Source organism: Streptomyces sp. NPDC005728, from assembly GCF_040630895.1.
Classification (GTDB): domain Bacteria; phylum Actinomycetota; class Actinomycetes; order Streptomycetales; family Streptomycetaceae; genus Streptomyces.
Map to the genome: position 1 here is coordinate 18,371 of NZ_JBEXYL010000066.1, position 21,159 is coordinate 39,529.

21 protein-coding genes and 1 riboswitch are annotated in these 21,159 nt (G+C 70.2%); of the genes, 5 read left to right on the forward strand and 16 right to left on the reverse strand.

Annotated features, from left to right (window positions below):
- Window positions 1-6: 6 nt before the first annotated feature.
- The 3 genes from ABZ471_RS33335 to ABZ471_RS33345 form a co-directional block, all read right to left on the reverse strand.
- Window positions 7-1,176 (reverse strand): cysteine desulfurase family protein, encoded by a 1,170-nt coding sequence (locus ABZ471_RS33335; RefSeq protein WP_359071727.1) that lies wholly within the window; start codon window positions 1,174-1,176, stop codon window positions 7-9.
- A 774-nt stretch (window positions 1,177-1,950) separates the two neighbouring features.
- The gene (locus tag ABZ471_RS33340; protein ID WP_359071729.1) at window positions 1,951-2,223 is read right to left on the reverse strand and encodes a DUF4190 domain-containing protein; all 273 of its coding nucleotides are present in this window, start codon (window positions 2,221-2,223) and stop codon (window positions 1,951-1,953) included.
- A gap of 32 nt (window positions 2,224-2,255) precedes the next feature.
- Window positions 2,256-2,423 carry a hypothetical protein gene (locus tag ABZ471_RS33345; protein ID WP_359071731.1) on the reverse strand — a complete coding sequence of 56 codons (168 nt, stop codon included), beginning with the start codon at window positions 2,421-2,423 and terminating at the stop codon, window positions 2,256-2,258.
- A gap of 145 nt (window positions 2,424-2,568) precedes the next feature.
- Here ABZ471_RS33345 and ABZ471_RS33350 point away from each other — a divergent pair, with 145 nt between their 5' ends.
- On the forward strand, window positions 2,569-3,195 hold the full coding sequence (locus ABZ471_RS33350; RefSeq protein ID WP_359071733.1) for a TetR family transcriptional regulator: 627 nt from the start codon (window positions 2,569-2,571) through the stop codon (window positions 3,193-3,195).
- 32 nt (window positions 3,196-3,227) lie between these two features.
- On the opposite strand, the gene ABZ471_RS33355 is transcribed toward ABZ471_RS33350, so the two are convergent.
- Window positions 3,228-3,614 (reverse strand): hypothetical protein, encoded by a 387-nt coding sequence (locus tag ABZ471_RS33355; protein WP_359071735.1) that lies wholly within the window; start codon window positions 3,612-3,614, stop codon window positions 3,228-3,230.
- A 140-nt stretch (window positions 3,615-3,754) separates the two neighbouring features.
- On the reverse strand, window positions 3,755-4,735 hold the full coding sequence (locus ABZ471_RS33360; RefSeq protein WP_359071736.1) for a YafY family protein: 981 nt from the start codon (window positions 4,733-4,735) through the stop codon (window positions 3,755-3,757).
- Between the two features lie 100 nt (window positions 4,736-4,835).
- Here ABZ471_RS33360 and ABZ471_RS33365 point away from each other — a divergent pair, with 100 nt between their 5' ends.
- Window positions 4,836-5,438 (forward strand): TIGR03086 family metal-binding protein, encoded by a 603-nt coding sequence (locus ABZ471_RS33365; RefSeq protein ID WP_359071738.1) that lies wholly within the window; start codon window positions 4,836-4,838, stop codon window positions 5,436-5,438.
- 74 nt (window positions 5,439-5,512) lie between these two features.
- Here ABZ471_RS33365 and ABZ471_RS33370 read toward each other — a convergent pair whose 3' ends face one another.
- Entirely contained in the window at window positions 5,513-6,376 is an 864-nt protein-coding gene (locus tag ABZ471_RS33370; protein ID WP_359071739.1) for a thioesterase family protein, read from the reverse strand.
- Between the two features lie 232 nt (window positions 6,377-6,608).
- On the opposite strand from ABZ471_RS33370, the gene ABZ471_RS33375 reads away from it, so the two are divergent.
- Complete coding sequence (locus tag ABZ471_RS33375; protein WP_359071741.1) at window positions 6,609-7,865, forward strand: alpha/beta hydrolase-fold protein; 1,257 nt, start codon at window positions 6,609-6,611, stop codon at window positions 7,863-7,865.
- Here the strand turns inward: ABZ471_RS33375 and ABZ471_RS33380 are convergent.
- The 10 genes from ABZ471_RS33380 to ABZ471_RS33425 all read right to left on the reverse strand — a co-directional run bounded on the left by ABZ471_RS33380 (window position 7,774) and on the right by ABZ471_RS33425 (window position 19,112).
- Window positions 7,774-8,433 carry a trimeric intracellular cation channel family protein gene (locus ABZ471_RS33380; RefSeq protein WP_359071742.1) on the reverse strand — a complete coding sequence of 220 codons (660 nt, stop codon included), beginning with the start codon at window positions 8,431-8,433 and terminating at the stop codon, window positions 7,774-7,776. The genes ABZ471_RS33375 and ABZ471_RS33380 overlap by 92 nt on opposite strands.
- A gap of 47 nt (window positions 8,434-8,480) precedes the next feature.
- The gene (locus tag ABZ471_RS33385; protein ID WP_359071744.1) at window positions 8,481-9,872 is read right to left on the reverse strand and encodes a M1 family metallopeptidase; all 1,392 of its coding nucleotides are present in this window, start codon (window positions 9,870-9,872) and stop codon (window positions 8,481-8,483) included.
- 98 nt (window positions 9,873-9,970) lie between these two features.
- Window positions 9,971-11,299 (reverse strand): dipeptide ABC transporter ATP-binding protein, encoded by a 1,329-nt coding sequence (locus tag ABZ471_RS33390; RefSeq protein WP_359071786.1) that lies wholly within the window; start codon window positions 11,297-11,299, stop codon window positions 9,971-9,973.
- Between the two features lie 38 nt (window positions 11,300-11,337).
- On the reverse strand, window positions 11,338-12,432 hold the full coding sequence (locus ABZ471_RS33395; RefSeq protein ID WP_359071746.1) for an ABC transporter ATP-binding protein: 1,095 nt from the start codon (window positions 12,430-12,432) through the stop codon (window positions 11,338-11,340).
- Window positions 12,429-13,436 carry an ABC transporter permease gene (locus ABZ471_RS33400; protein ID WP_359071747.1) on the reverse strand — a complete coding sequence of 336 codons (1,008 nt, stop codon included), beginning with the start codon at window positions 13,434-13,436 and terminating at the stop codon, window positions 12,429-12,431. Before ABZ471_RS33400 ends, ABZ471_RS33395 begins: the two co-directional genes overlap by 4 nt.
- Window positions 13,437-13,508: 72 nt before the next feature.
- Window positions 13,509-15,281: an ABC transporter substrate-binding protein gene (locus ABZ471_RS33405; RefSeq protein ID WP_359071749.1), complete on the reverse strand. Its 1,773-nt coding sequence runs from the start codon at window positions 15,279-15,281 to the stop codon at window positions 13,509-13,511.
- A 34-nt stretch (window positions 15,282-15,315) separates the two neighbouring features.
- Window positions 15,316-16,314 carry an ABC transporter permease gene (locus ABZ471_RS33410; protein WP_359071750.1) on the reverse strand — a complete coding sequence of 333 codons (999 nt, stop codon included), beginning with the start codon at window positions 16,312-16,314 and terminating at the stop codon, window positions 15,316-15,318.
- A 351-nt stretch (window positions 16,315-16,665) separates the two neighbouring features.
- Window positions 16,666-17,484: an enhanced serine sensitivity protein SseB C-terminal domain-containing protein gene (locus ABZ471_RS33415; protein ID WP_359071752.1), complete on the reverse strand. Its 819-nt coding sequence runs from the start codon at window positions 17,482-17,484 to the stop codon at window positions 16,666-16,668.
- A 97-nt stretch (window positions 17,485-17,581) separates the two neighbouring features.
- Window positions 17,582-18,373 (reverse strand): enhanced serine sensitivity protein SseB, encoded by a 792-nt coding sequence (locus ABZ471_RS33420; protein WP_359071754.1) that lies wholly within the window; start codon window positions 18,371-18,373, stop codon window positions 17,582-17,584.
- A gap of 73 nt (window positions 18,374-18,446) precedes the next feature.
- The gene (locus ABZ471_RS33425) at window positions 18,447-19,112 is read right to left on the reverse strand and encodes an AAA family ATPase (RefSeq protein ID WP_359071755.1); all 666 of its coding nucleotides are present in this window, start codon (window positions 19,110-19,112) and stop codon (window positions 18,447-18,449) included.
- A 178-nt stretch (window positions 19,113-19,290) separates the two neighbouring features.
- Window positions 19,291-19,389, forward strand: a riboswitch (glycine riboswitch).
- 151 nt (window positions 19,390-19,540) lie between these two features.
- On the opposite strand from ABZ471_RS33425, the gene gcvT reads away from it, so the two are divergent.
- Both gcvT and gcvH read left to right on the forward strand, forming a co-directional pair.
- The gene (gene gcvT, locus ABZ471_RS33430) at window positions 19,541-20,659 is read left to right on the forward strand and encodes a glycine cleavage system aminomethyltransferase GcvT (protein WP_359071757.1); all 1,119 of its coding nucleotides are present in this window, start codon (window positions 19,541-19,543) and stop codon (window positions 20,657-20,659) included.
- A 116-nt stretch (window positions 20,660-20,775) separates the two neighbouring features.
- Window positions 20,776-21,153, forward strand: coding sequence for a glycine cleavage system protein GcvH (gene gcvH, locus ABZ471_RS33435; RefSeq protein WP_359071759.1), 378 nt, complete (start codon window positions 20,776-20,778; stop codon window positions 21,151-21,153).
- Window positions 21,154-21,159: the final 6 nt, after the last annotated feature.

Genomic DNA, 21,159 nt, shown 5'->3' on the forward strand with positions numbered 1-21,159 from the left:
CCAGTCCTACGTCAGCCCTGCCGCCCGGGCCCGCTCCACCGCCGGTCCGATCGCCTTCGCGAGGGCCTCGACGTCGGCATCCGTGGAGGTGTGGCCCAGGGAGAAGCGGAGGGTGCCACGGGCCAGGTCCGGGTCCGTGCCGGTGGCGAGCAGGACGTGGCTGGGCTGGGCGACGCCCGCGGTGCAGGCGGAGCCGGTGGAGCACTCTATGCCCTGGGCGTCCAGCAGGAGCAGCAGGGAGTCGCCCTCGCAGCCGGGGAAGGTGAAGTGGGCGTTGGCCGGGAGGCGGCCCTCGGGTGCCGGGTCGCCGCCGAGGATCGCGTCCGGGACGGCCGTACGGACCGCGTCGACCAGCTTGTCCCGCAGGGCGCCGATCTCGCGGGCGAACCACTCGCGCTGCTCGGCGGCGAGCCGCGCGGCCACCGCGAAGGAGGCGACGGCGGGGACGTCGAGGGTGCCGGAGCGGACGTGGCGTTCCTGGCCGCCGCCGTGCAGGACGGGTACGGGGGTGTACTCGCGGCCGAGGATCAGCGCGCCGATGCCGTACGGGCCGCCGATCTTGTGACCCGACACTGTCATCGCGGCGAGGCCCGAGGCACCGAAGTCGACCGGGAGCTGACCGACCGCCTGGACCGCATCGGCGTGCAGCGGGATGCCGAACTCCGCGGCCACGTCGGCGAGTTCGCGCACCGGCATGACCGTGCCGATCTCGTTGTTGGCCCACATCACGGTAGCCAGGGCGATGTCGTCGGGGTTGCGGAGGATGGCGTCGCGCAGGAACTCGGGGCGGACGCGGCCGTAGGAGTCGACGGGGAGGTACTCGACGGTGGCGCCCTCGTGTTCGCCGAGCCAGTGCACGGCGTCGAGTACGGCGTGGTGCTCGACGGGGCTGGCCAGGATGCGGGTGCGGGCCGGGTCGGCGTCGCGGCGGGACCAGTACAGGCCCTTCACCGCGAGGTTGTCGGCCTCGGTGCCACCCGAGGTGAGGACGACCTCGCTGGGGCGCGCGCCCAGCGCCTCCGCGAGGGTTTCGCGGGACTCCTCGACCGTGCGGCGGGCTCGGCGGCCCGAGGCGTGCAGGGAGGACGCGTTGCCGGTGATGCTCAGTTGGGCGGTCAGCGCCTCTGCCGCCTCCGGGAGCATCGGTGTCGTGGCGGCGTGGTCGAGGTAAGCCATGGTGTGGCCGATTCTACGGCGCCCTTGCAGTCGGCCTTGGCGGCGAGTCCCCGGTTGCGCTCGGCTGCGGGTGCCCTGCGTGCGCCCTGCGTGGTTTGCGCGTGCGCCTTGCAGGTGCTCGGCGTGCGCCTTGCGTGGGCTCGGCGTGCGCCTTGCGTGGGCTCGGCCGGCGTTGGTGGCGGCGCACCCGGCGCTGCAGGCCGTGCCCACCCGTTCCGCCCTGCGGAACGTCTGCCCACGGCGGGACGGATCGCTGCGGCCGTCACGTGGCGGCGGCACGAGCGCTCCACGACGGGAGCGGGTCGGTGCCCCACGGCGATGGGGGGGCTGGAGCGAACCGGTACCCCACGACGGTGAGGGACGGGAGCAACCGGTACCCCACGGCGACGGGGGGCGGGAGCAGACCGGTACCCACGGCGGTGGTGGACGGCAGCCGATCGCTTGCCCACGACGCCGGCGAGCGGAAGCGGACCGGTACCCACGACGGTGAGAGGCGGAAACGGACCGGTACCCACGACGGTGAGAGGCGGAAGCCGATCGCTGCCCACGACGCTGGAGGACCACAGCCGATCGCTGCCCACGACGGTGGAGGACCACAGCCGATCGCTGCCCACGACGGTGGAGGACAGGAACGCCTCTGCCGGCCCACGGCAGGAGTAGGGCCCAGCGCCCCACGGCAGGCGTGCACTCGGCACCCCACGGCGCGAGCAGGGCTCCGCGGCCGTGCCCCGTCGTCCTCGGGGCTCTGCCGTTGTCAGGTCGCGGGAGGGCGCCTCAGAGGCTCCACGACACCGTGTGGGACATCTGCATGGCGATCACGAGGACCGCCAGGTCGGCGACGCCCAGCGTCAGGCCCAGGTACGCGCGGCCGCGGCGGGCCGTGCCGCGCCAGAGGGCGACGGTGGCCAGGGCGATGGCGATCGGCCCGAGGAAGATGTTGAGGACGAGCAGGCCGAGGAGGCCGAGGATGAAGGACGCCACGGCCATGCCGTCGGCGTCGCGCGGACGCGTTTCGGTGCTGCCGGTGGCCGGTGCGGTGAGTTGCATGGTGCTCAGCTCCTGGAAGTCGGGTCGGACGGTCAGTTGGCCGAGGTGCGGCGACGGCGGCCGTGGCGCTCGCGGAGCGCGAAGACGGCGAGCCAGGTGGCGATGCCGGCGGCGGCGGCCAGGGTGACGGTCAGCGGTGTGTGGGCGACGGTGCCCAGCACGACGCCGAGCAGCATGAGTGCGGCGACGAGGAACAGCATGGGATCGGATCCCCCCTCAGGGATGCCTTGTGTTTGGGCTCTGTGAAGTCTCGGTGAACAGTTGTAGTAACAGTTGTTCACTGACTTCGAGTCTAGCGCGTCGCACGACTTTCCAATTCCAGAGAACAGTTGTTAACTGGATGATATGAGTCACACCCTCGGCATCCGGCAGGCCCAGAAGCAGAAGACCCGGCAGGCTTTCCTGGACGCGGCGCTCGCGCTGCTGGAGGAGCAGAGCCTGAGCAGCCTCGGTCTGCGCGAGGTCACCCGCGCCGTCGGTGTCGCCCCGACCGCCTTCTACCGGCACTTCCGCTCCACCGCCGATCTCGGCGTGGCCCTGGTCGACGAGGCGCTGGGCAGCCTGCACCCGATGGTGCGCACGACGGTGTCCACGGCGGGCGACAGCGGGGAGCGCATCACCCGCGCCATCGAGTTGATCGCCCACCACGTGGACACGCACCCCGCGCACGTCCGCTTCATCGCCCGTGAACGCCATGGCGGGGTGCAGCCGGTGCGCGAGGCCATCCAGGCCCAACTGGCCCGGTTCGCCGAGGAGGTGAAGACCGAGCTGGCCAAGGACCCGCAGGCCGAGGGCTGGAACGAGGACGACGTGCTGATGCTCGCGCACCTCTACGTGGACCAGATGCTCATCACGGCCTCGCTCTTCCTGGAGTCGCTGGACGCTCCCGAGGACGAGCGGGAGCGCGTCACCCAGCGCGCCACCCGGCAGATGCGGCTCATCAGCATCGGCCGGCGGCACTGGCTGGACTGACGCGCTCCCGGCGACCCGGCACTCCCGTCCGGTCAGCCCTGCTGGGCCTGCCCTCCGGCCTGCCCTCCGGTCCGACCCGCGTCCTGGCTGCCGCCCGGTCCGCCGCAACCGCCGCCCTGACCGGCGCCGGGACCGCCCTGCCCGCCGCCGGGCGCACCGCTCGGCATGCCCGAGGGCGCCCCGGACGGCCTGCCGGTCGGCTGCGCGGTGGAGCCTCCCGAGGGCGCGCCCGACGGCGCCCCGCTCGGGCGGCGCCCTGCGGCCGCACCGCCCGTCGGCATGCCGGACGGCGCCTGACAGGCCTGCTGCCCGGAGTTGCCACTGGTCGAGGAGGACGAGTCGCCCGAGCCGCACGCGGTCAGCAGCAGCGGCGACAGGGCCAGCAGGGCGGCGGCGGGGACGAGACGTGCACGCTTCATGAGAGACAGCTCCACGAGAGATGAGGGCTTCCTGAGGCGGGCACTCAACCAACGGCGGTTAGGGCGTTCTTGGGCCCGCCCTGTCCGTCGCCTGTCAATGGGGTAAAGCGTGCCCCAAGAACCCTCGCCCACCTGGGATTTCATCCGTCGTCCCGGTCCGGTGCCTGGTACAGGTCCGTGACAGAACGGACCGCCCGCAGCAGTTCCGCGCGCGCCTCGGGCGGGTCGAGGATCTCCACCTGGTCGGAGAAGGCGAGCAGTTGGCGCACCGCTCGCAGCACCGGGTACGAGAGCCGGGCGGTGACCCAGTCGCTCTCGCCGTCGTCGTCGGGGAGTGCGGTCAGCTGGGCCGCGGCCATCCGCTGGAACATGTCGAGACGCTCGCGCCGGATGCGTACGGTGACGTCGATCCCGTCCTCCGGCCGCTCCTCCACCTGGCGGCGCAACACCTCCCAGGCATCGGCGAGTTCGACACCGGGGCGGCGCCGCACGGGATCGTCGAGCAGGCGTGCCGAGCGCACCCGGTCGGCGCGGAACAGCTGCGGTGCGCCGCGCCGGTCGGCGACCAGGTACCAGACCCCGGCCTTGGCGACCAGGCCGTACGGGTCCACGGTGTACGTCCGCGGCTCCCGCTCCCCGCTGTGCCGGTAGCGCAGCTTCAGCCGCCGGTCGCAGAACACCGCGTCCTGGAGGACCTCCAGGTCGACGGCCTGTTGCGGGCCGCTCTTCCAGCGGGTGGCGTCGACCAGGATGCGGCGGCTGGTGACCTCGGCGGCCGGCCGGTGCGGCGCCGGCAGGGCCGCCATCACCTTGCGCAGGGCCGAGCCGAGCGCGGCGTCCAGGCCGAGCGCGGCGTGCGCGCCCTGGGCGGCCAGGATGAACAGGGCACGGGACTCGTCCGCGGTCAGGCCGGTGACGTCCGTGCGGAATCCGGCGAGGAGTTCGATGCCGCCGTGCCGGCCGCGCTCGGCGTACACGGGCACGCCGGAGGCCGACAGCGCCTCGATGTCCCGGTAGATGGTGCGGACCGACACCTCCAGCCGGTCGGCGAGTTCGTGCGCGGGAACGCGGCCCCGGGTCTGCAGGAGCAGCAGGATCGACAGCAGCCGGTCGGACTTCACGCGCCCAGAATCCCGCCACACGAACGTCCGCGCAAATGTTGACGGAATCTGTCAGGTTATCCCCGCATCCTCTCCGTACCGACCGACCGAGAGGCACACCATGACCATCCCCGCCGACGTCACCGACCCGCGCCCCGTCTACACCCGCGCCACCGAACAGGCGGCCGCGCTCATCAAGACCGTGCGCCCCGAACAGCTCGACGGCCCCACACCCTGTTCCGAGTTCGACGTACGCACCCTGCTGAGCCACATCGTCGGCGGCACCCTCCGGATCGCCGTCGTCGGCGAGGGCGGCGACGGACTCTCGATGCGCTCCTTCGCCGACGGCGTCGCGGACGACGGCTGGGCGGCGGCCTACGACGAGGTACGCGTCCGGGTGCTGAAGGCCTGGGAGAGCGACGAGCGGATGACGACCCCGGTACGGGTGCCCTGGGGCGAAACCCCCGGCCACGCGGCGCTCTCCGGATACGTCATGGAGATCGTGACCCACACCTGGGACCTCGCCGAGGCCCTCGGCCACCCGCGGGAACTCGACCCGGAACTGGCCGCGTTCGCGCTCGCGACCGCCCGCCGGCTGCTCCCCGACTCCCGCCCCCGCGACGCCGAGACGCCCTTCGCCACCCGCCGGGAGGCAGCCGAGGGAGCAGACGTCTACGAGCAGCTGGCAGCCTGGATGGGCCGCACACCCCTCACCCGGGCCTGATCCCGGCCGGCCTGGCGCAAGGCAGCGGGCCGCACACCCCTGGCCCGGGCCCGGCGCACGACCGGACCCGGCGTTCAGCCGAGCCGGGCCCGGGCCAGCTGCCGGGACTGGGCGACCAGGCGGTCCTCGCTGTCCCAGACCTCGGCGTCCTCCTCCAGGAAGCCGCCGGCCAGGTTACGTGTGGTGATCGACACGCGCAGCGGGCCGGGGGCCGGGCGGTGGCGGACGTGAACGGTGAGTTCGACCGTGGGCACCCAGCCCTTGAGGCCGATCTCGAAGGCGGTGGGCGGCAGGGCGTCCACCGCGAGGAGGAGGGAGAGCGGGTCGGCGTCGCGGCCGTCGGCCAGGCCGAACCAGGCCCGCATCTCACCCTTGCCGGAGGGCGCGCCGAGCGCCCAGCCGAGGGTGGCGGGGTCGAGCTTGAGCATCAGCCGGTCGGCGATGGCCGAGCTGCCCGGGACCGGGGCCGGCGAGTCGTCCGGGCCGAAGCACTCCGCCATCGGCGGGATCGCGGGCGGTGTCGCCGTCGTACGGACGTCGTCGGGGAGCGTGGCGAGGTCGCCGTAGGAGGCGAGGACGCGGATGCGTTCGACCTCGTTGCCCTCCTCGTCGTACTGGAAGAGCGAGGCCTGACCGGTGGAGAGGGTGCGGCCGGTGCGGACCGGCTGTGTGCGGATCACGGCCGGGCCCGGCAGGGACGCGGTCAGGTAGTGCGCGGAGATGGTGAAGGGGTCCGGGTGCGGGAGGGCGTCCGCGAGGGCCCGGCCGAGGACGGCCAGCAGATAGCCGCCGTTGACGGCGTTGATGATCGTCCAGCCGGCGGAGAGGTCGATGTCGTAGACCCCGGGCTCGCGCCGGGTGACCGTGGTGTCGCGGTCGAACTCGCTGTCGCCGATCACGGCCCGCGACGGGGAGGGTGCGGAAGCTGCTTCTGGCATGCCTGAACGGTACAACACGAAATTACTAAGCGGTAGCTTTGGATATTGCGGGCGGGTGACAAGATCAAGTCGGGGGGATGAGAGGATGGGTCGGGAATCGCATGCCTGCCCTGTCGCAGACCCCCTGTTCGGCCCCCTGTTCGACCCTCTACAGGGTGAGGATCCGGCAATTTCTAGGTAAGTGTCCCGACACGTCCACAACCTCGGGCCCTGGTTTTCCCTCTATGAGGACATGAGCCTCACCGGGACTCCGTTCCTCTACATGACCATCGTGCTGTCCGTGGTCGCCCTCATACTGCCGCTCGTCCTGTGGTCGCGGATGCGGGGGCCCAAGCCCCTGCGTACCGCGGCCCGGGTGCTGATGCTGCTGTTCGCCCAGGGCACGGCCGTCACGCTGGTCTTCGTACTGGTCAACAACGAGAACAACCTGTACGACAACTGGGCCGACCTGCTCGGCACCGGCAACCACGTCCAGCAGGCCGCCGACCTCGGCCGGGACGGCACCGGCGGCATAGCGTACAAACACCTGCCCAAGGTCAGACAGGAGTTCAAGCAGGCCGACGGGCCCGGTATGCACGCGGCCGGCGGGGTGCGGGTCACCCAGCTCAAGGGCCGGATCTCCGGAGTGAACGCCGAGGTCTACGTCTGGCTGCCGCCCCAGTACAACGAGCCCGCGTACCGCCACAAGAAGTTCCCGGTCGTGGAGCTGCTGCCCGGCTATCCCGGCTCCGCGAAGGCCTCGTTCGGGTCGATGAAGGTGCACGAGCAGCTGCTGCCGCTGATGAAGAGCGGCCAGGTCGCACCCTTCATCCTGGTCGCCCCGCGCACCAACCTGCTGGCCGGCGTGGACACCGGCTGCGCCAACATCCCCGGCACGGTCAACGCCGACAGCTGGCTCAGCATCGACGTGCCGAAGATGGTCATGGACAACTTCCGCGCCCTGCCGGCACCGCAGGGCTGGGCGGTGTCCGGCTACTCGGCGGGCGCGCACTGCGCGGTGAAGCTGGCCGTCGCGCACCCGGACCGGTACCGGGCCGCGGTGAGCATGTCCGGGTACAACGACCCGATCGGCGAGCGCAACTCCCTCGCGGCACAGAACCCCACCCTGCGCGCCGAGAACAACCCCTACCTGCTCCTGAAGAAGGCGCACGTACCGCCCCGGATCGCGCTGTACGTCTCCGGCGAGTCCGGCGACGGCTACCAGGCGGGCGTGGCACTGGAGTCCGCGGCCAAGGCGCCGACGACCGTGCACGTGGTGTTCCTGCCGCGCAGCGCGGGCGGGCACACCATGGCGCTGTGGCGGCCGCAGGTCCCTGACGTGTTCCGCTGGCTGACCCTGCAGATGGGCCAGAACCGCGCCAAGGGCGAGGACAGGTCCCTCGCCGGGACCGCCGGGGCTACTCCTCCGACACCGTCGACCGGCGGTTCCACGCGCGCGGCGCTCGCCAGTGGAACTTCATCGCCAGCAGACGCAGAACGAAAGCGGTGACGACCGCGAGCCCGCTGGTGAACGAGGTCAGGACGTCGTAGTGGATGCACAGCACGACCATGGTGGCCCCGACGATCGCCGGGACGGCGTACAGGTCACGGTCCCAGCGCAGCAGTGAGGGCACCTCGTTGGCGAGCACGTCCCGGAGCACGCCGCCGCCGACCGCGGTGGCGAGGCCGAGGGTCGCGGACGCGGTCAGGTTGAGGCCGTAGGAGTACGCCTTCGTCGTACCGCTGACGCAGAACAGGCCGAGGCCGGCCGCGTCGAAGACGAGGACCGCCGCCTGGATGCGCTCCACGTGCGGATGCAGGAAGAAGACGACGAGCGTGGCGAACAGCGGGGTGACGAAGTAGCCGAGGTCCGTGAAGGCGGCCGGGGGCACGGCCCCGATGACCAGGTCGCGGAACAGCCCTCCGCCCAGCGCGGTGACCTCGGCGAGCACGGCGATGCCGAACACGTCGAAGTTCTTCCGGACGGCCAGCAGCGCGCCGGAGATCGCGAACACGAAGATGCCGATGACATCGAGCGTGTGCTGGACGGAGGGACTGAAGAGTTGCTGCAGCTGCACCCTGACATTCTCACCTGTCAAGGGGTGTGAACCTTACAAAGCCAGGCCTAGACGGTCGGCTTGCCTGTTGTGAACAGCCAGGTGTCGAAGAGGTCGTCCAGCTGCTGTCCGCTGATCCGCTCGGCGAGGCGGACGAAGTCGGCCGTGTCCGCGTTGCCGTACCGGTGGAGCCGGGTCCAAGTGGGCAGCAGCTTGAAGAACGCCTTGTCGCCGATCCGCTCCCGGAGCGCCTGGAGTGTCATCGCGCCGCGCTGGTAGACGGCCGAGGCGAACATGGTGTCGCGCTGCGGGTCGGCCACCTTGATCTGCCAGAAAGCCGCGTCGGCGGGGCGGGCGTTGTAGGCGGCCAGGAAGGAGTCGTGGGCGGTGCGGGTGCCCTGGTGCTCGGCCCACAGCCACTGGGCGTAGGTGGCGAAGCCCTCGTTGAGCCAGATGTCCTTCCACTGGGCCACGCTCACCGAGTCGCCGAACCACTGGTGGGCCAGCTCGTGCACGATGGTCGTCTCGTTGCGCACCGCCGAGTAGGCGGGCTTGCTCTGCACCTCCAGTGAGAACCCGGCCTCGGGCATGTCGTCGACGATCGCGCCGGTCTCCTCGAAGGGGTACGGCCCGAAGACCTGCGACCAGTAGTCGGTGGCCGCGGCGGTGACGGCGTACACGTCGACGTTGTTGCTGTTCTTCAGTACGGGGTCGACGGCGACGTAGATCGGGGTGCCGCCCGGGGTGCGGCCGGTGCGCACGTCGAACTTCCCGATGGTGGCGGTGGCGAGGTAGGTGGCCATGGGCCGCCTCTCGCGCCAGTGCGTGTACGTCGAGCCGCCCCGGTCGTACGTCGACACGAGCCGGCCGTTGGAGACGCCGGTCAGGCCCTTGGGCGCCTTGATCCGGATGTCGTAGGTGGCCTTGTCGGCGGGGTGGTCGCTGGACGGGAACCAGGTGGAGGCGGCGTTGGGTTCGCAGGCGACGAAGACTCCGTCGGCGGTCTTCATCCAGCCGTACTTGGACCCGAACACGATGGGGCCACCGAGGGGCTCGGGGATGCCGCCGTAGGTGACGGACACGGTGAAGGTGCGGCCCTTGGCGAGGGTGTCGCGCGGGGTGACGGTGATCTCGTCGCCGTCGCGGTTGAACCGTGCGCGTCTGCCGTCGACTTCGATCCGGGTGATCTCCAGCTGCTGGAGGTCGAGGTCGAAGGAGGAGAGGTTCTGGGTGGCGCGCGCGGTGAGGGTGGTACGGCCGTCCAGGCGGCCGGTGTCCGGGGCGTAGGAGATGTCCAGGTCGTAATGGCGGGCGTCGAAGCCGCCGTTGCCGAGCTGGGGGAAGTAGGGGTCGCCGATGCCGGCCGCGCCCGGGTCGGGTGCGGAGGAGGCTGCGACGACTAAGAAGGAGGCCGCCGCGGTGGCGAGGGCCCCGATGCGTGCCGAACGGGAGAGTGCCATGGTCGTCCCTTCGAGCGTGTCCCGGTCAGTGGACGGACACGGACGACTCTGCACTCTCCCGTTCAGGCATGTACATGACTTTGCCCAGTTGTCATGTGCTACTTGTCGGTTGACTCCTGGGCCTTGGCCGCGGACGCCTCGGCGTCGGTCTCTTCGGCGGTGGCGCCCTGCTCGGGAGCAGCCTCCTCGGGAGCAGCCTCCTCGTCGGAGGACTCCTCGGCGGCGGACTCCTCGGCGGCGGACTCCTCGGTGGTGGCCGGCTCCTCCTCGGGAGCCTCCGCGGTGGTGGCCTTCGCGGCCGGCGTCTCCGTCTGCTCCGCCGACTCCGCCAGGATCGCGTCCGGGACCAGCTCCGACGCCTCCTTCGCCACCGAGAGCAGGACCGTGTCCTGGGGAGCCTGGTCGGCGAAGTTCTCCGGGTGGTGGCAGGCGACCCGCTGACCCGGCTTCAGCTCCACGAGCTGCGGCTCGGTCGTCCTGCAGATCTCCGTCGCCTTCCAGCAGCGGGTGTGGAAGCGGCAGCCGGAGGGCGGGGCGATCGGCGAGGGCACGTCGCCGCGCAGCAGGATGCGCTCGCTCTTCTGGCCCCGGCGCTTCGGGTCCGGCACCGGCACCGCCGACATCAGCGCCTTGGTGTACGGGTGCATCGGCGCCTCGTACAGCGAGGTACGGTCGGCGAGTTCGACGATCTTGCCGAGGTACATCACCGCGATCCGGTCCGAGACGTGCCGGACGACGGAGAGGTCGTGCGCGATGATCACGTAGGTCAGGCCGAGTTCCTCCTGGAGGTCGTCCATGAGGTTGACGACCTGCGCCTGGATCGACACGTCCAGCGCGGAGACCGGCTCGTCGGCCACCACCAGCTTCGGCTTCAGGGCGAGCGCCCGGGCGATGCCGATGCGCTGACGCTGACCGCCGGAGAACTCGTGCGGGTAGCGGTTGTAGTGCTCGGGGCTCAGACCGACCAGTTCGAGAAGCCGCTGGACCTCCTTCTTCACCCCGCCCTCGGGCTCCACGCCCTGCAGCCGGAACGGCGCCGAGACGATCGAGCCGATGGTGTGACGGGGGTTCAGGGAGCCGTACGGGTCCTGGAAGATCATCTGGATGTCGCGGCGCAGCGGGCGCATCTGCCCGGTCTTCAGCCGCGTGATGTCCTGCCCGTCGAAGGTGATCGTGCCGCCGGTCGGGTCCTGGAGGCGGGTGATGACCCGGCCCATGGTCGACTTGCCGCAGCCCGACTCGCCGACGACGCCCAGGGTCTCGCCCCGGCGCACCTCGAAGTCGATGCCGTCGACGGCCTTCACCGCGCCGACCTGGCGCTGGAGAATGCCCTTCTTGATCGGGAAGTGCTTGGTCAGGCCCTCGACCCTGAGCAGCACGTCGCGGTCCGCCGAGCTGTCCTCGGGGGCCTGCGCCTGCTGCGGGATCGCGGTCTCGCCCGTCTTCTCCGTCTTCTTGGTCTCACTCACAGCTTCGGCGCAATCTCTTCGGTCCAGATCCGCTCACGGTCCTCGGCCGGGAGGTGGCAGGCGGACCAGTGCCCGGTGCTCACCTGCTCCAGCTCGGGGCGCACCGTGCGGGTGACATTCCCCTTGGGGATGTCCGCGTACGGGCAGCGCGGGTGGAAGGCGCAGCCCGAGGGGACGTTGATGAGGCTCGGCGGCTGGCCCTTGACCGGGATGAGCCGTTCGGAGGTGTCACGGTCGATGCGGGGCATCGAGCCGAGCAGGCCCCAGGTGTAGGGGTGCTGCGGCTTCTCGAAGACCTCGTCGGCCCGGCCGCGCTCCACGCACCGGCCGCCGTACATCACCAGGACGTCGTCGGCGATCTCGGCGACCACGCCGAGATCGTGCGTGATCATGATGACCGCGGAGCCGAACTCCTTCTGCAGGTCCCGGATCAGGTCGAGGATCTGCGCCTGGACGGTGACGTCGAGGGCGGTGGTCGGCTCGTCCGCGATGAGCAGCTCGGGATTGTTGACCAGCGCCATGGCGATCATGGCGCGCTGGCGCATACCGCCGGAGAACTCGTGCGGGTAGCCGTCGGCACGCTTGGCCGGCTCGGGGATGCCGACGCGGTCGAGCATCTCGATGGCCCGGGTGCGGGCCACCTTCTTGCTCACCTTGTGGTGGACCCGGTAGGCCTCCACGATCTGGTCGCCGACCTTGTAGTACGGGTGCATCGCCGACAGCGGGTCCTGGAAGATCATCGCCATCTCGCGGCCGCGGAGCTTGCGCACCTCGTCCGGGGCGGCGGAGACCAGCTCCTGGCCGTCCAGCCAGATCTCGCCGGACATCCGGACGTTCTTGCCGCGGGTGCCGAGCCGGTGCAGGCCCATGATGGCCTGCGAGGTGACCGACTTGCCGGATCCGGACTCGCCCACGACGGCGAGGGTCTTGCCCTTCTCCAGCGAGAAGCTGAGCCCGTCGACGGACTTGACCAGGCCGTCGTCGGTCGGGAAGTGCACCTTGAGGTCGCGGACCTCGAGGAAGGCCTCGGGCGCCTTGCCGGGGGAGGTGGGCTCCCCCACTGCGGCGCCGGTCTTGGAGAGTTCGGTCACGAGAGCCTCACCCGCGGGTCGGCGGCGGCGTAGAGCACGTCCACCAGGAGATTTGCGAAGACGACGAAGAAGGCGGCGAGCAGGGTCACGCCGAGGATCTTGGGCAGGTCGTTGTCGGTGATGCCCTGCACCGCGTACTGGCCGATACCGGGCAGCGAGAACACCGACTCCGTGATCACGGCACCGCCGAGCAGCAGGCCGAGGTCCATGCCGAAGACCGTGATGATCGGGGTGAGGGCGGCGCGCAGTCCGTGCCGGGTGACGACGGTGCGCTCCCGCAGGCCCTTCGCGCGGGCCGTGCGGATGAAGTCCTCGTTCATCGTCTCCAGCATGCCCGAGCGGGTGAGCCGCGCGTAGATGGCGGAGTACAGCAGGGCGAGCGAACACCACGCAGGGAAGAGGGTGTTGGCCCACTGCGAGGGGTTCTCGGTGAAGGGGACGTACGTCTTGCCGAAGATCGGCCACTGGTAGGTGAAGAGCAGGATCGCCAGGTTGCCCGTGAAGAACATGGGCAGCGACACGCCGGTGAGCGCGATGCCCATGAAGGTCCGGTCGAGGACCGAGCGCGGCTTCAGCGCGGAGACGACACCGGCCACGACGCCCGAGACCAGCCACAGGACGGCGGCACCCACGGCCAGCGAGAGGGTGATCGGAAGACGGGAGGTGAGCTCCGGCCACACAGCCTGGTGGTTCTTGAAGGAGTAACCGAAGCAGGGTGCGTCGCAGTGCACCGTGGTGGGGCCGAGGTCGTAGGTGGCGCCGGCCACGATCCCCTTGATGAAGTGCCAGTACTGGACGTAGACAGGCTGGTCCAGACCGAGGTTGTGCTTGACAGCGGCGATGTCCGCCTGCGACGGGCTCTTGCCGATGTACTGCTGCGCCAGCTGGTCCGCTGTCTGGCCGGCGAGCCGCGGCAGCAGGAAGAAGATGGCGAAGGTGACCGCGGAGACGACCAGCAGCAGGATCACTGCCGCGAACGTCCGGCGGAGGATGTACGAGATCACGGGGACCGGCGCTGGTGCCCGCGGGCCGCGAAGCCCGCGGGCACCAATGCCTTCACCTGCCTTCCGGGGCTGCTACTTCGACGCGACGCCGATGTTGAGGTAGTCGTACTGACCGCTGAAGGCCGCCGTGGAAACCAGGTTGGTGTAGTTCTGCGGGCGGGCCAGCAGGACCTTGAAGTAGGTCAGCGGCACGAGGGCGGCATCGTCCATGGTCTTCTTGTCGATCTCGGTGTACAGGCTGTTGCGCTCAGCGTTGTCCTGCGTACCGATCGCCTTCTCCAGAAGGGCGTTGACGTCCTTGTTGTCGTACTGCGACAGGTTCGTGTTGCCCGACTGGCTGATGGCCTTGCCGTTCAGGATCTGCTGCAGGAAGCCGTAGCCGGAGGGCCAGTCGGCGCCCCACTGCATCATCTCCAGGCCGATGTTCTGCTTCACGGTGAACTTCGGGACACCCGCGTAGTCCGTGAAGTACTTGCCCGACGGGTACTGCTTCAGGCTGGCGTTGATGCCGACCGTCTTCAGCGAGTTGATGATCGCCGTGGCGGCGTCGATCTCCTGCGGGCGGTCCGAGCGGGCCGAGATGTTGGTCGAGATCGACGTCTTGCCGCAGGCCTTCAGCTGCTCCTTGGCCTTGGCGACGTCACCCTTGTTGCCCTTGGTGGCGTAGACGTCCGCCTTGGCGTAGCCCGGGATGTCCGGGGGCAGGACCGTGGAGGCGATGTCGCCGCGGATCGGGCCGCCCTCGGCGGTCTGCACCGAGACCTTGTCGATCGCGTACTGCACGGCCTTGCGGCACTCGACCTTGTCGAACGGCGCGACCTTGGTGTTGATCGCCATGTAGACGAGACGGCCACCGTAGGTGTTGTCCGTCTGGGCCTTCTTGGCGGTGTCGGTGAGCACCTTGGCCTGCGTGGAGGCCTGGACACCCGTACCGGCCAGGTCGATCGCGTCGCCGGCCAGGACGTCCTGGTCGATGGTCTCCGGGTTGACCTTCAGCTTGACGACGATCTTGTCCGGCAGCTGCTTGCGCAGCGGGTCGGTCTTCGGGTCCCAGTTCTCGTTGCGCACGAGGACGGCCTGCTTGCCGTCCTCGTAGCTCTGGAACTTGTACGAGCCCGAGGACACGATGCTCTTGACGTAGTCGACGCCCTTGTCCTTGGCCTGGGGCACCGGAGCCGTCTGCGGGGCCGCGACCAGGTAGTCGAACTCCTGGAAGGCCTGCTTCAGGTGGAAGACGACCGTGTTGTCGTCCGGCGTCTCGATGGAGGACAGGCCCTTGGCGCTCTTGTCCTTGTAGGGGCCCTTGTACTTGTCGCCGCCGGCCATGAACTGCTGGAAGTAGTTCGGGCCGAGGGAGAGCACGTCACGCGCGAAGTTGGAGCGCTCGACGGCGTACTTGACGTCCTTCGAGGTGATCGCCGTGCCGTCCTCGTACTTCAGGCCCGAACGCAGCTTGTACGTCCAGGTCTTGCCGCCGTCGCTCGGGACGCCCTTGCTCGCGGCGAGGTCCGGGGCGAGGGTGTTGCCCTTCTCGCCGGCACCCGGCACGAAGGTCATCAGCGGGCGGGCGTACAGCCGGCTGAGGTTGTACATGTACGCGTAGTACGTGTTGCCCGGGTCGAAGGAGTCCGGGACGTCGGACAGCTCGTAGGTGAGCGTGCCGCCCTTCTTGTCGGAGGCGTTGACGACGCCCTGGGTCGCGGCGTTGGCGCCGGCCGACTTGTTGCCGTTCTCATTCTTGTTGTCATCGGCCTTGCTGCAACCCGCAACAAGCAGGCTGGCGGAGCCGATGGCCGCGATAGCGGCCAGCGCTGACCTTCGCATGATGGGCGCTTTCCCCTCCATTGTCGGAAACTTTTTGGACTCTCGGCGGCAGGCTTCAGCGGCTGCGCGGGTCGAGAGCATCTCGGAGACCGTCACCGAGCAGGTTGAACGCCAGGACGGTCACGAAGATGGCGAGACCGGGAACGATCATGTACTGGGGATCGACCTGGTAGTAGGTGACCGCTTCGCGGAGCATGCCGCCCCAGGACGCCTGCGGGGGCTGGATGCCGACACCGAGGAAGCTCAGGGACGCCTCGAAGAGGATGTTGGTCGGGATCAGCAGCGTCGAGTAGACGATGATCGGGCCGACCAGGTTGGGCATCAGCTCCCGGAACAGGATGTAGGGAGCCTTGGCACCCATGCCGCGGGAGGCGTCGACGAACTCGCGCTCGCGCAGGGCGAGGGTCTGGCCGCGGACGATCCGGCCCAGATACGGCCAGTTGAAGAAGCCGATGACGAAGATGAGCACGCTCAGGTGGAGCGGCAGTCCGTTGAGGCCGAACGCGCCGCCCTGCAGGGTGGCGGAGATGGCGATCGCGAAGAGCAGGAGGGGGAAGGCGAGGAAGGTGTCCATCAGTCGGCTGATGATCGAGTCCACCCGACCGCCGTAGTAGCCGGCCACGACACCCATGATCGCGCCGATCACGTTGGAGAGGATCGTGGCTCCGAAGGCGACCACGAGGGAGACCCAGGAGCCCTCCAGGACGCGGGTGGCGATGTCCCGGCCGAACTTGGGGTCCACGCCGAGCGGGTGGTCCATGCTCATGCCGCCCCAACTGCCCTTGGGCAGCGAGGTGTCGGGGACGATCAGGTCCTGGTGGAAGGCGTTGGGGTCGAGGCCGAACAGCGCCTGGATGGGGCGCGAGAGGACGGCGAGAAGGATCAGCAGGATCACGATGACACCGCCCGCGACGGCGACCTTGTCCCGCTTGAACCGGGACCAGGCGATCTGACCCAGGGAACGACCCTCGATCTGCCCCTTACCGGCACCCTCCAGCACAGCCTCCGGCTGCGCCTCGGCTGCCGCCCCGGTGGTCTCGATCGGTGCGGTCACGATGTGCGACCCCTCTCGCCGGTGGTGACCGGCCTGCGCCTGCCGCGGATTGCGGCTTTGTCGACTTGCCATCGATCACGAGGCCATCGGTCTCGTGTCTGAGTCGCGAGTCTTCAGCGTGGTCGCGATCACCCGCCAGAGCTGGCGGAGAAAGTATGCGCAACCGTGATGCTGTCCTGGGGATTCCGTTATCCGATCAGTGGGTAACGGCCATCGGACGAGGGACACTTGGGACAGACCGGCGATTCCGTGCGTTTCGGGTGGATCGACGCTCTTCTACGCGCGCAGAAGTGTCTGGAGACAGTAAATTCTGCAACCCGGTCCAAGAACAGGCCCGCGCGGGCCCGTTGATCAGTAGCCGCCGTGCACCGGCGGATAGCCGTACCCGGCGACCGGCGCCTGGGACTGGGGCGGGGCCTGCAGCTGCGGCTGGGGCGCGGCCGGGTGGGCCTCGCGGTCGTAGAAGGGGCGGGCGTTGGCCCTCATCCACATCACGACCGGGTCGTAGTCGTCGGTCATCGCGACGGTCGACACCGGCAGCCCGTCCGGGACCGCGCCGACGGACTGCTGCATCATCGCGCGCACCGAGTCGACCGCGGCCGGCGAGGTGTCGTACACGTCGAGGCCGATGGCGAGGTACGGCGCCCCGAGCGCGGGCTGCACCCAGGCGCGGCGCAGGGAGCGCAGCGCCGGGGTCCGGTGGGCGTTCTGTGCGAGCAGGGCGTAGAACTGCGGGATCTCGATGCCGGGTTCCGCGAGGCGCAGCGGGCCGGCGGGCTGGCGGTCCAGGCCGGTGGCGAGCCGGCGCAGGTCCAGCCAGGGGATGCCGACGCCGCCGCCCGGGGCGTGCGGGTTGAGCCAGAGGCCGTAGTGGTCGGGGTAGAGGGTGCGGGCCACGTCAAGTCCGTCGACCACTTCGTAGGAGCGGTTCCAGCCACTTGCCGAGAGTTCCTGTGCGGAGGTCACACAGGGGGCGTAGCTGAAGCCTTCGACCTCCATGTTCCCGTACTGGGCATCGGGCGAGCCGGCCTGGCCGTGCCACAGGAGCATCCAGATCTGGCCGGAGGAGGGGGTGGCGAGGGCGCGCAGCAGTGCCTCGTAGGCGTCGTAGCGCCCGGGGGTGACCTGGCGCAGCATGTGCTCGACGCTGCCGCTTGGGCTCGCGCTCACCTGTCTTACCGCCCCTTCAATTCTTGCCCCGCGTTCGGACACAGCTTAAGCGCCCGGCAGCTCGGGACCTCGTGTTCGCCGGCGAGTGCGGGTGCGTTCAGTGGCCGTACTGGTAAAAGGGGCGGACGTTTGTCTTCAGCCAGTCGCCCACCGGGTCCTGGGCCACGTCGAGCAGGACCAGGTTGACCGGCCACTTGACCGGAACTTTGCCCAGGGCCTTGCCCAGGGCGTCCAGGGGCAGGGCTCGCAGGTCGCCCTCCCACTGGGAGAGTTCCACGCCCACGAACATCACCGGGTCGGCCGTCTCGACGGCGGCCAGGCAGCGGCGGGCGCTGAGGACCACGCCTGTCGCGGCGAACTCGGCGGAGGCGGCGGAGAGGAAGTCGACCGGGTCGTCCTGCCAGTCGGGCTCGAAGAGGCGGACCCGGCCGCCGGTGCCGGGGCCGTCCAGCGGGGTGCGGCCCGCGCGGCACAGCTCGGCCACCGCCTCGGGCGGGAGCGGGATGCCGACCACGCCGTCGGGGTTGACGGCGAGGCCGACCTGCGGGGGCAGGCCGCGGGCGAACTCCACCGCCGGGGCGATGGTGTACGACATGTGGGAGCCGGCCGCCTGGCGGAGCTGCTCCTCGGAGCTGAAGACCGGGACGTACACCTGGCCCTCGATCTCCAGGGTGGGCAGGTCCAGCGGGCCGCTGTGCGGGCCGCCGCCGCCCGGCAGCGGGATCCAGAGGAAGCTGCGGCCCAGGACCTCGATGATCCGGGCGCCGGCGGTGGGTATGCCGAGGGAGGCCGAGAGCACCTCCTCCAGCTCGTTGCCGGGCCAACCGCCGTGCGGGTGGGGGTGTGCCTGTGCCGGGAAGTCCGCGGGAGTGTCCGCCGGGAAGTCCATCTGCCTACCGCCTGCTGGGAACCATGCTGTGGATCGAAAGGCTAGCGGGTACCGGTGACAGCGGGCGGTCCGATCAGCCGGGGAAGGCAATGCGGTGCAGGACGTCCGCCGCGTCCCGGTCCAGCAGCACGGCCGAGCCGCAGCCGGCGGGCAGCTCGCCCCGCTCCACCGCGCGCAGCAGACGGGCGGTGCTACGGCGGTGGCGGCGGAAGGCGTACCGGGACACGCCGCGGCCGCGCTCGCGCTGGCCCTCCCGGGCGGTGCCCGGGGTGACGTCGAGGACCAGCAGGTGCAGGGTGCCGCCGCGGCGGCGGGCCTCGCGGGCGAGCCAGGCGCGCACCCAGGACTGGGTGCCGCAGTCGTGCACGACGACCCCCTCACCGGTGCCCAGGGCGCGGCGCAGTCCGGCGTAGTGGGCGAGCCGGACCAGCGGGCGGTAGAGCGCGTACGGCAGGCGGCGGGGCATGCGGGCGGCCCAGCGGTCGCGGGCGTCCTGGGAGTCGATGCGGTGGCCGGGGACGGCGCGGTGCATCAGGGTGGACTTGCCGCTGCCGGGCAGCCCGGTGATCACCACCAGGTCGCGGGGGCCGAAGAGCAGGGCGTGCGGACTGCGGCCGGCGCGGTCGCGCAGGTCGCGCACGACCGGGGCCGGGCGGTCGGCGCAGCGCTCGCGGGCCGGGGCGGAGGGCTGCTTCGGCACCGCGAGGCCGGTGGTGGCGTAGGCCGTGGTCCTGTTCACCGTGATCGTCCTCCCCTGTGGGCTTGGGGAACCCATGCCCTTCAAATGTAAAGAGAAGGTAATGCGCTGTGTCCAGTGGTTCGGTGCGCTTACTGCCACAGGTCGGTTACAGATGCGGGCCCTGACGGGCGGGGGCGCGGCATGCAATGATGTGCGCGCCAACTGCATACCGGCCGCTTGAATCCGCGCGGGAGAGTCCCCAGCAGCCTTCGCTGGGGCGCCGAAGGAGCAAGTCCCTCCCTTGAATCTCTCAGGCCCCCGTTACCGCGCGGGCGAGGCACATCTGAAAAGCGGGCCGCTGTGAAGTGGCTCCACCCAAGGTGCAAGCCGTGATCACGTCCGTGGTCATGGCGAACCTCTCAGGTTCCGATGACAGATGGGGAGGAACGTTCCTCGCCCGTCAGCCTGCCCTGGGAGACGACCGACCGATGAGCAGTACCGAACTCCGTCACACCGCCCTGGATGCCCTGCATCGCTCGCTCGGTGCGACGATGACCGACTTCGCCGGCTGGGACATGCCCCTGCGCTACGGCTCCGAGCGCGACGAGCACCTCGCGGTGCGCACGAGGGCCGGCCTCTTCGACCTCTCCCACATGGGCGAGATCACCGTGACCGGCCCGCGCGCCGCCGACCTGCTGAACTTCGCCCTGGTCGGCAACATCGCCTCCGTCGGTGTCGGCCGCGCCCGCTACACCATGATCTGCCAGGCCGACGGCGGCATCCTGGACGACCTGATCGTCTACCGGCTGGCCGAGACCGAATACATGGTGGTCGCCAACGCCTCCAACGCCCAGGTGGTGCTGGACGCGCTGACCGAGCGCGCCGCCGGCTTCGACGCCGAGGTCCGCGACGACCGTGACGCCTACGCGCTGCTCGCGGTCCAGGGCCCCGAGTCCCCCGGCATCCTGAAGTCCCTGACGGACGCCGACCTGGACGGCCTGAAGTACTACGCGGGCCTGCCCGGCACGGTCGCCGGCGTCCCCGCACTGATCGCCCGCACCGGCTACACCGGCGAGGACGGCTTCGAGCTGTTCGTGAAGCCGGAGCACGCGGTGCAGCTGTGGCAGGCCCTGACCGAGGCGGGCGAGGGCGTCGGCCTGGTGCCGTGCGGCCTGTCCTGCCGGGACACCCTGCGCCTGGAGGCGGGCATGCCGCTGTACGGGCACGAGCTGACCACGTCGCTGACGCCGTTCGACGCCGGCCTCGGCCGGGTGGTGAAGTTCGAGAAGGAGGGTGACTTCGTGGGCCGCGAGGCGCTCACCGAGGCCGCCGCCCGGGCCGAGCAGAACCCGCCGCGGGTGCTCGTCGGCCTGGTCGCCGAGGGCCGCCGCGTGCCGCGTGCCGGGTACACGGTGGTCGCGGGCGGCACGGTGATCGGCGAGGTCACCTCCGGCGCCCCCTCCCCCACCCTGGGCAAGCCGATCGCCATGGCGTACGTCGACGCCGCGCACGCGGCGCCGGGCACCGAGGGCGTCGGTGTGGACATCCGTGGGAGCCACGAGCCGTACGAGGTCGTGGCACTGCCGTTCTACAAGCGCCAGAAGTAGACACTGGGCGCGGTCCGTCCATGTGACGTGACGCTGCGCACATGCCGCATGCCCACCAGCAGGCCCAGCAGTCCCCCATTCATCAGCAGTCCCCCGCGTACAGGAGAATTCAGGCCATGAGCAACCCCCAGCAGCTGCGCTACAGCAAGGAGCACGAGTGGCTGTCGGGCGCCGAGGACGGCGTCTCGACGGTCGGCATCACGGAGCACGCGGCCAACGCGCTCGGCGATGTCGTCTTCGTCCAGCTCCCCGAGGTCGGCGACACGGTGACCGCGGGCGAGTCCTGCGGCGAGCTGGAGTCGACCAAGTCGGTCAGCGACCTGTACTCCCCCGTGACCGGTGAGGTCACCGAGACCAACCAGGACGTCGTCGACGACCCGTCGCTGGTGAACTCGGCCCCCTTCGAGGGCGGCTGGCTGTTCAAGGTACGCGTCACGGACGAGCCGGCCGACCTGCTCTCCGCCGACGAGTACACCGAGTTTTCCGGCAGCTGAGGAGTC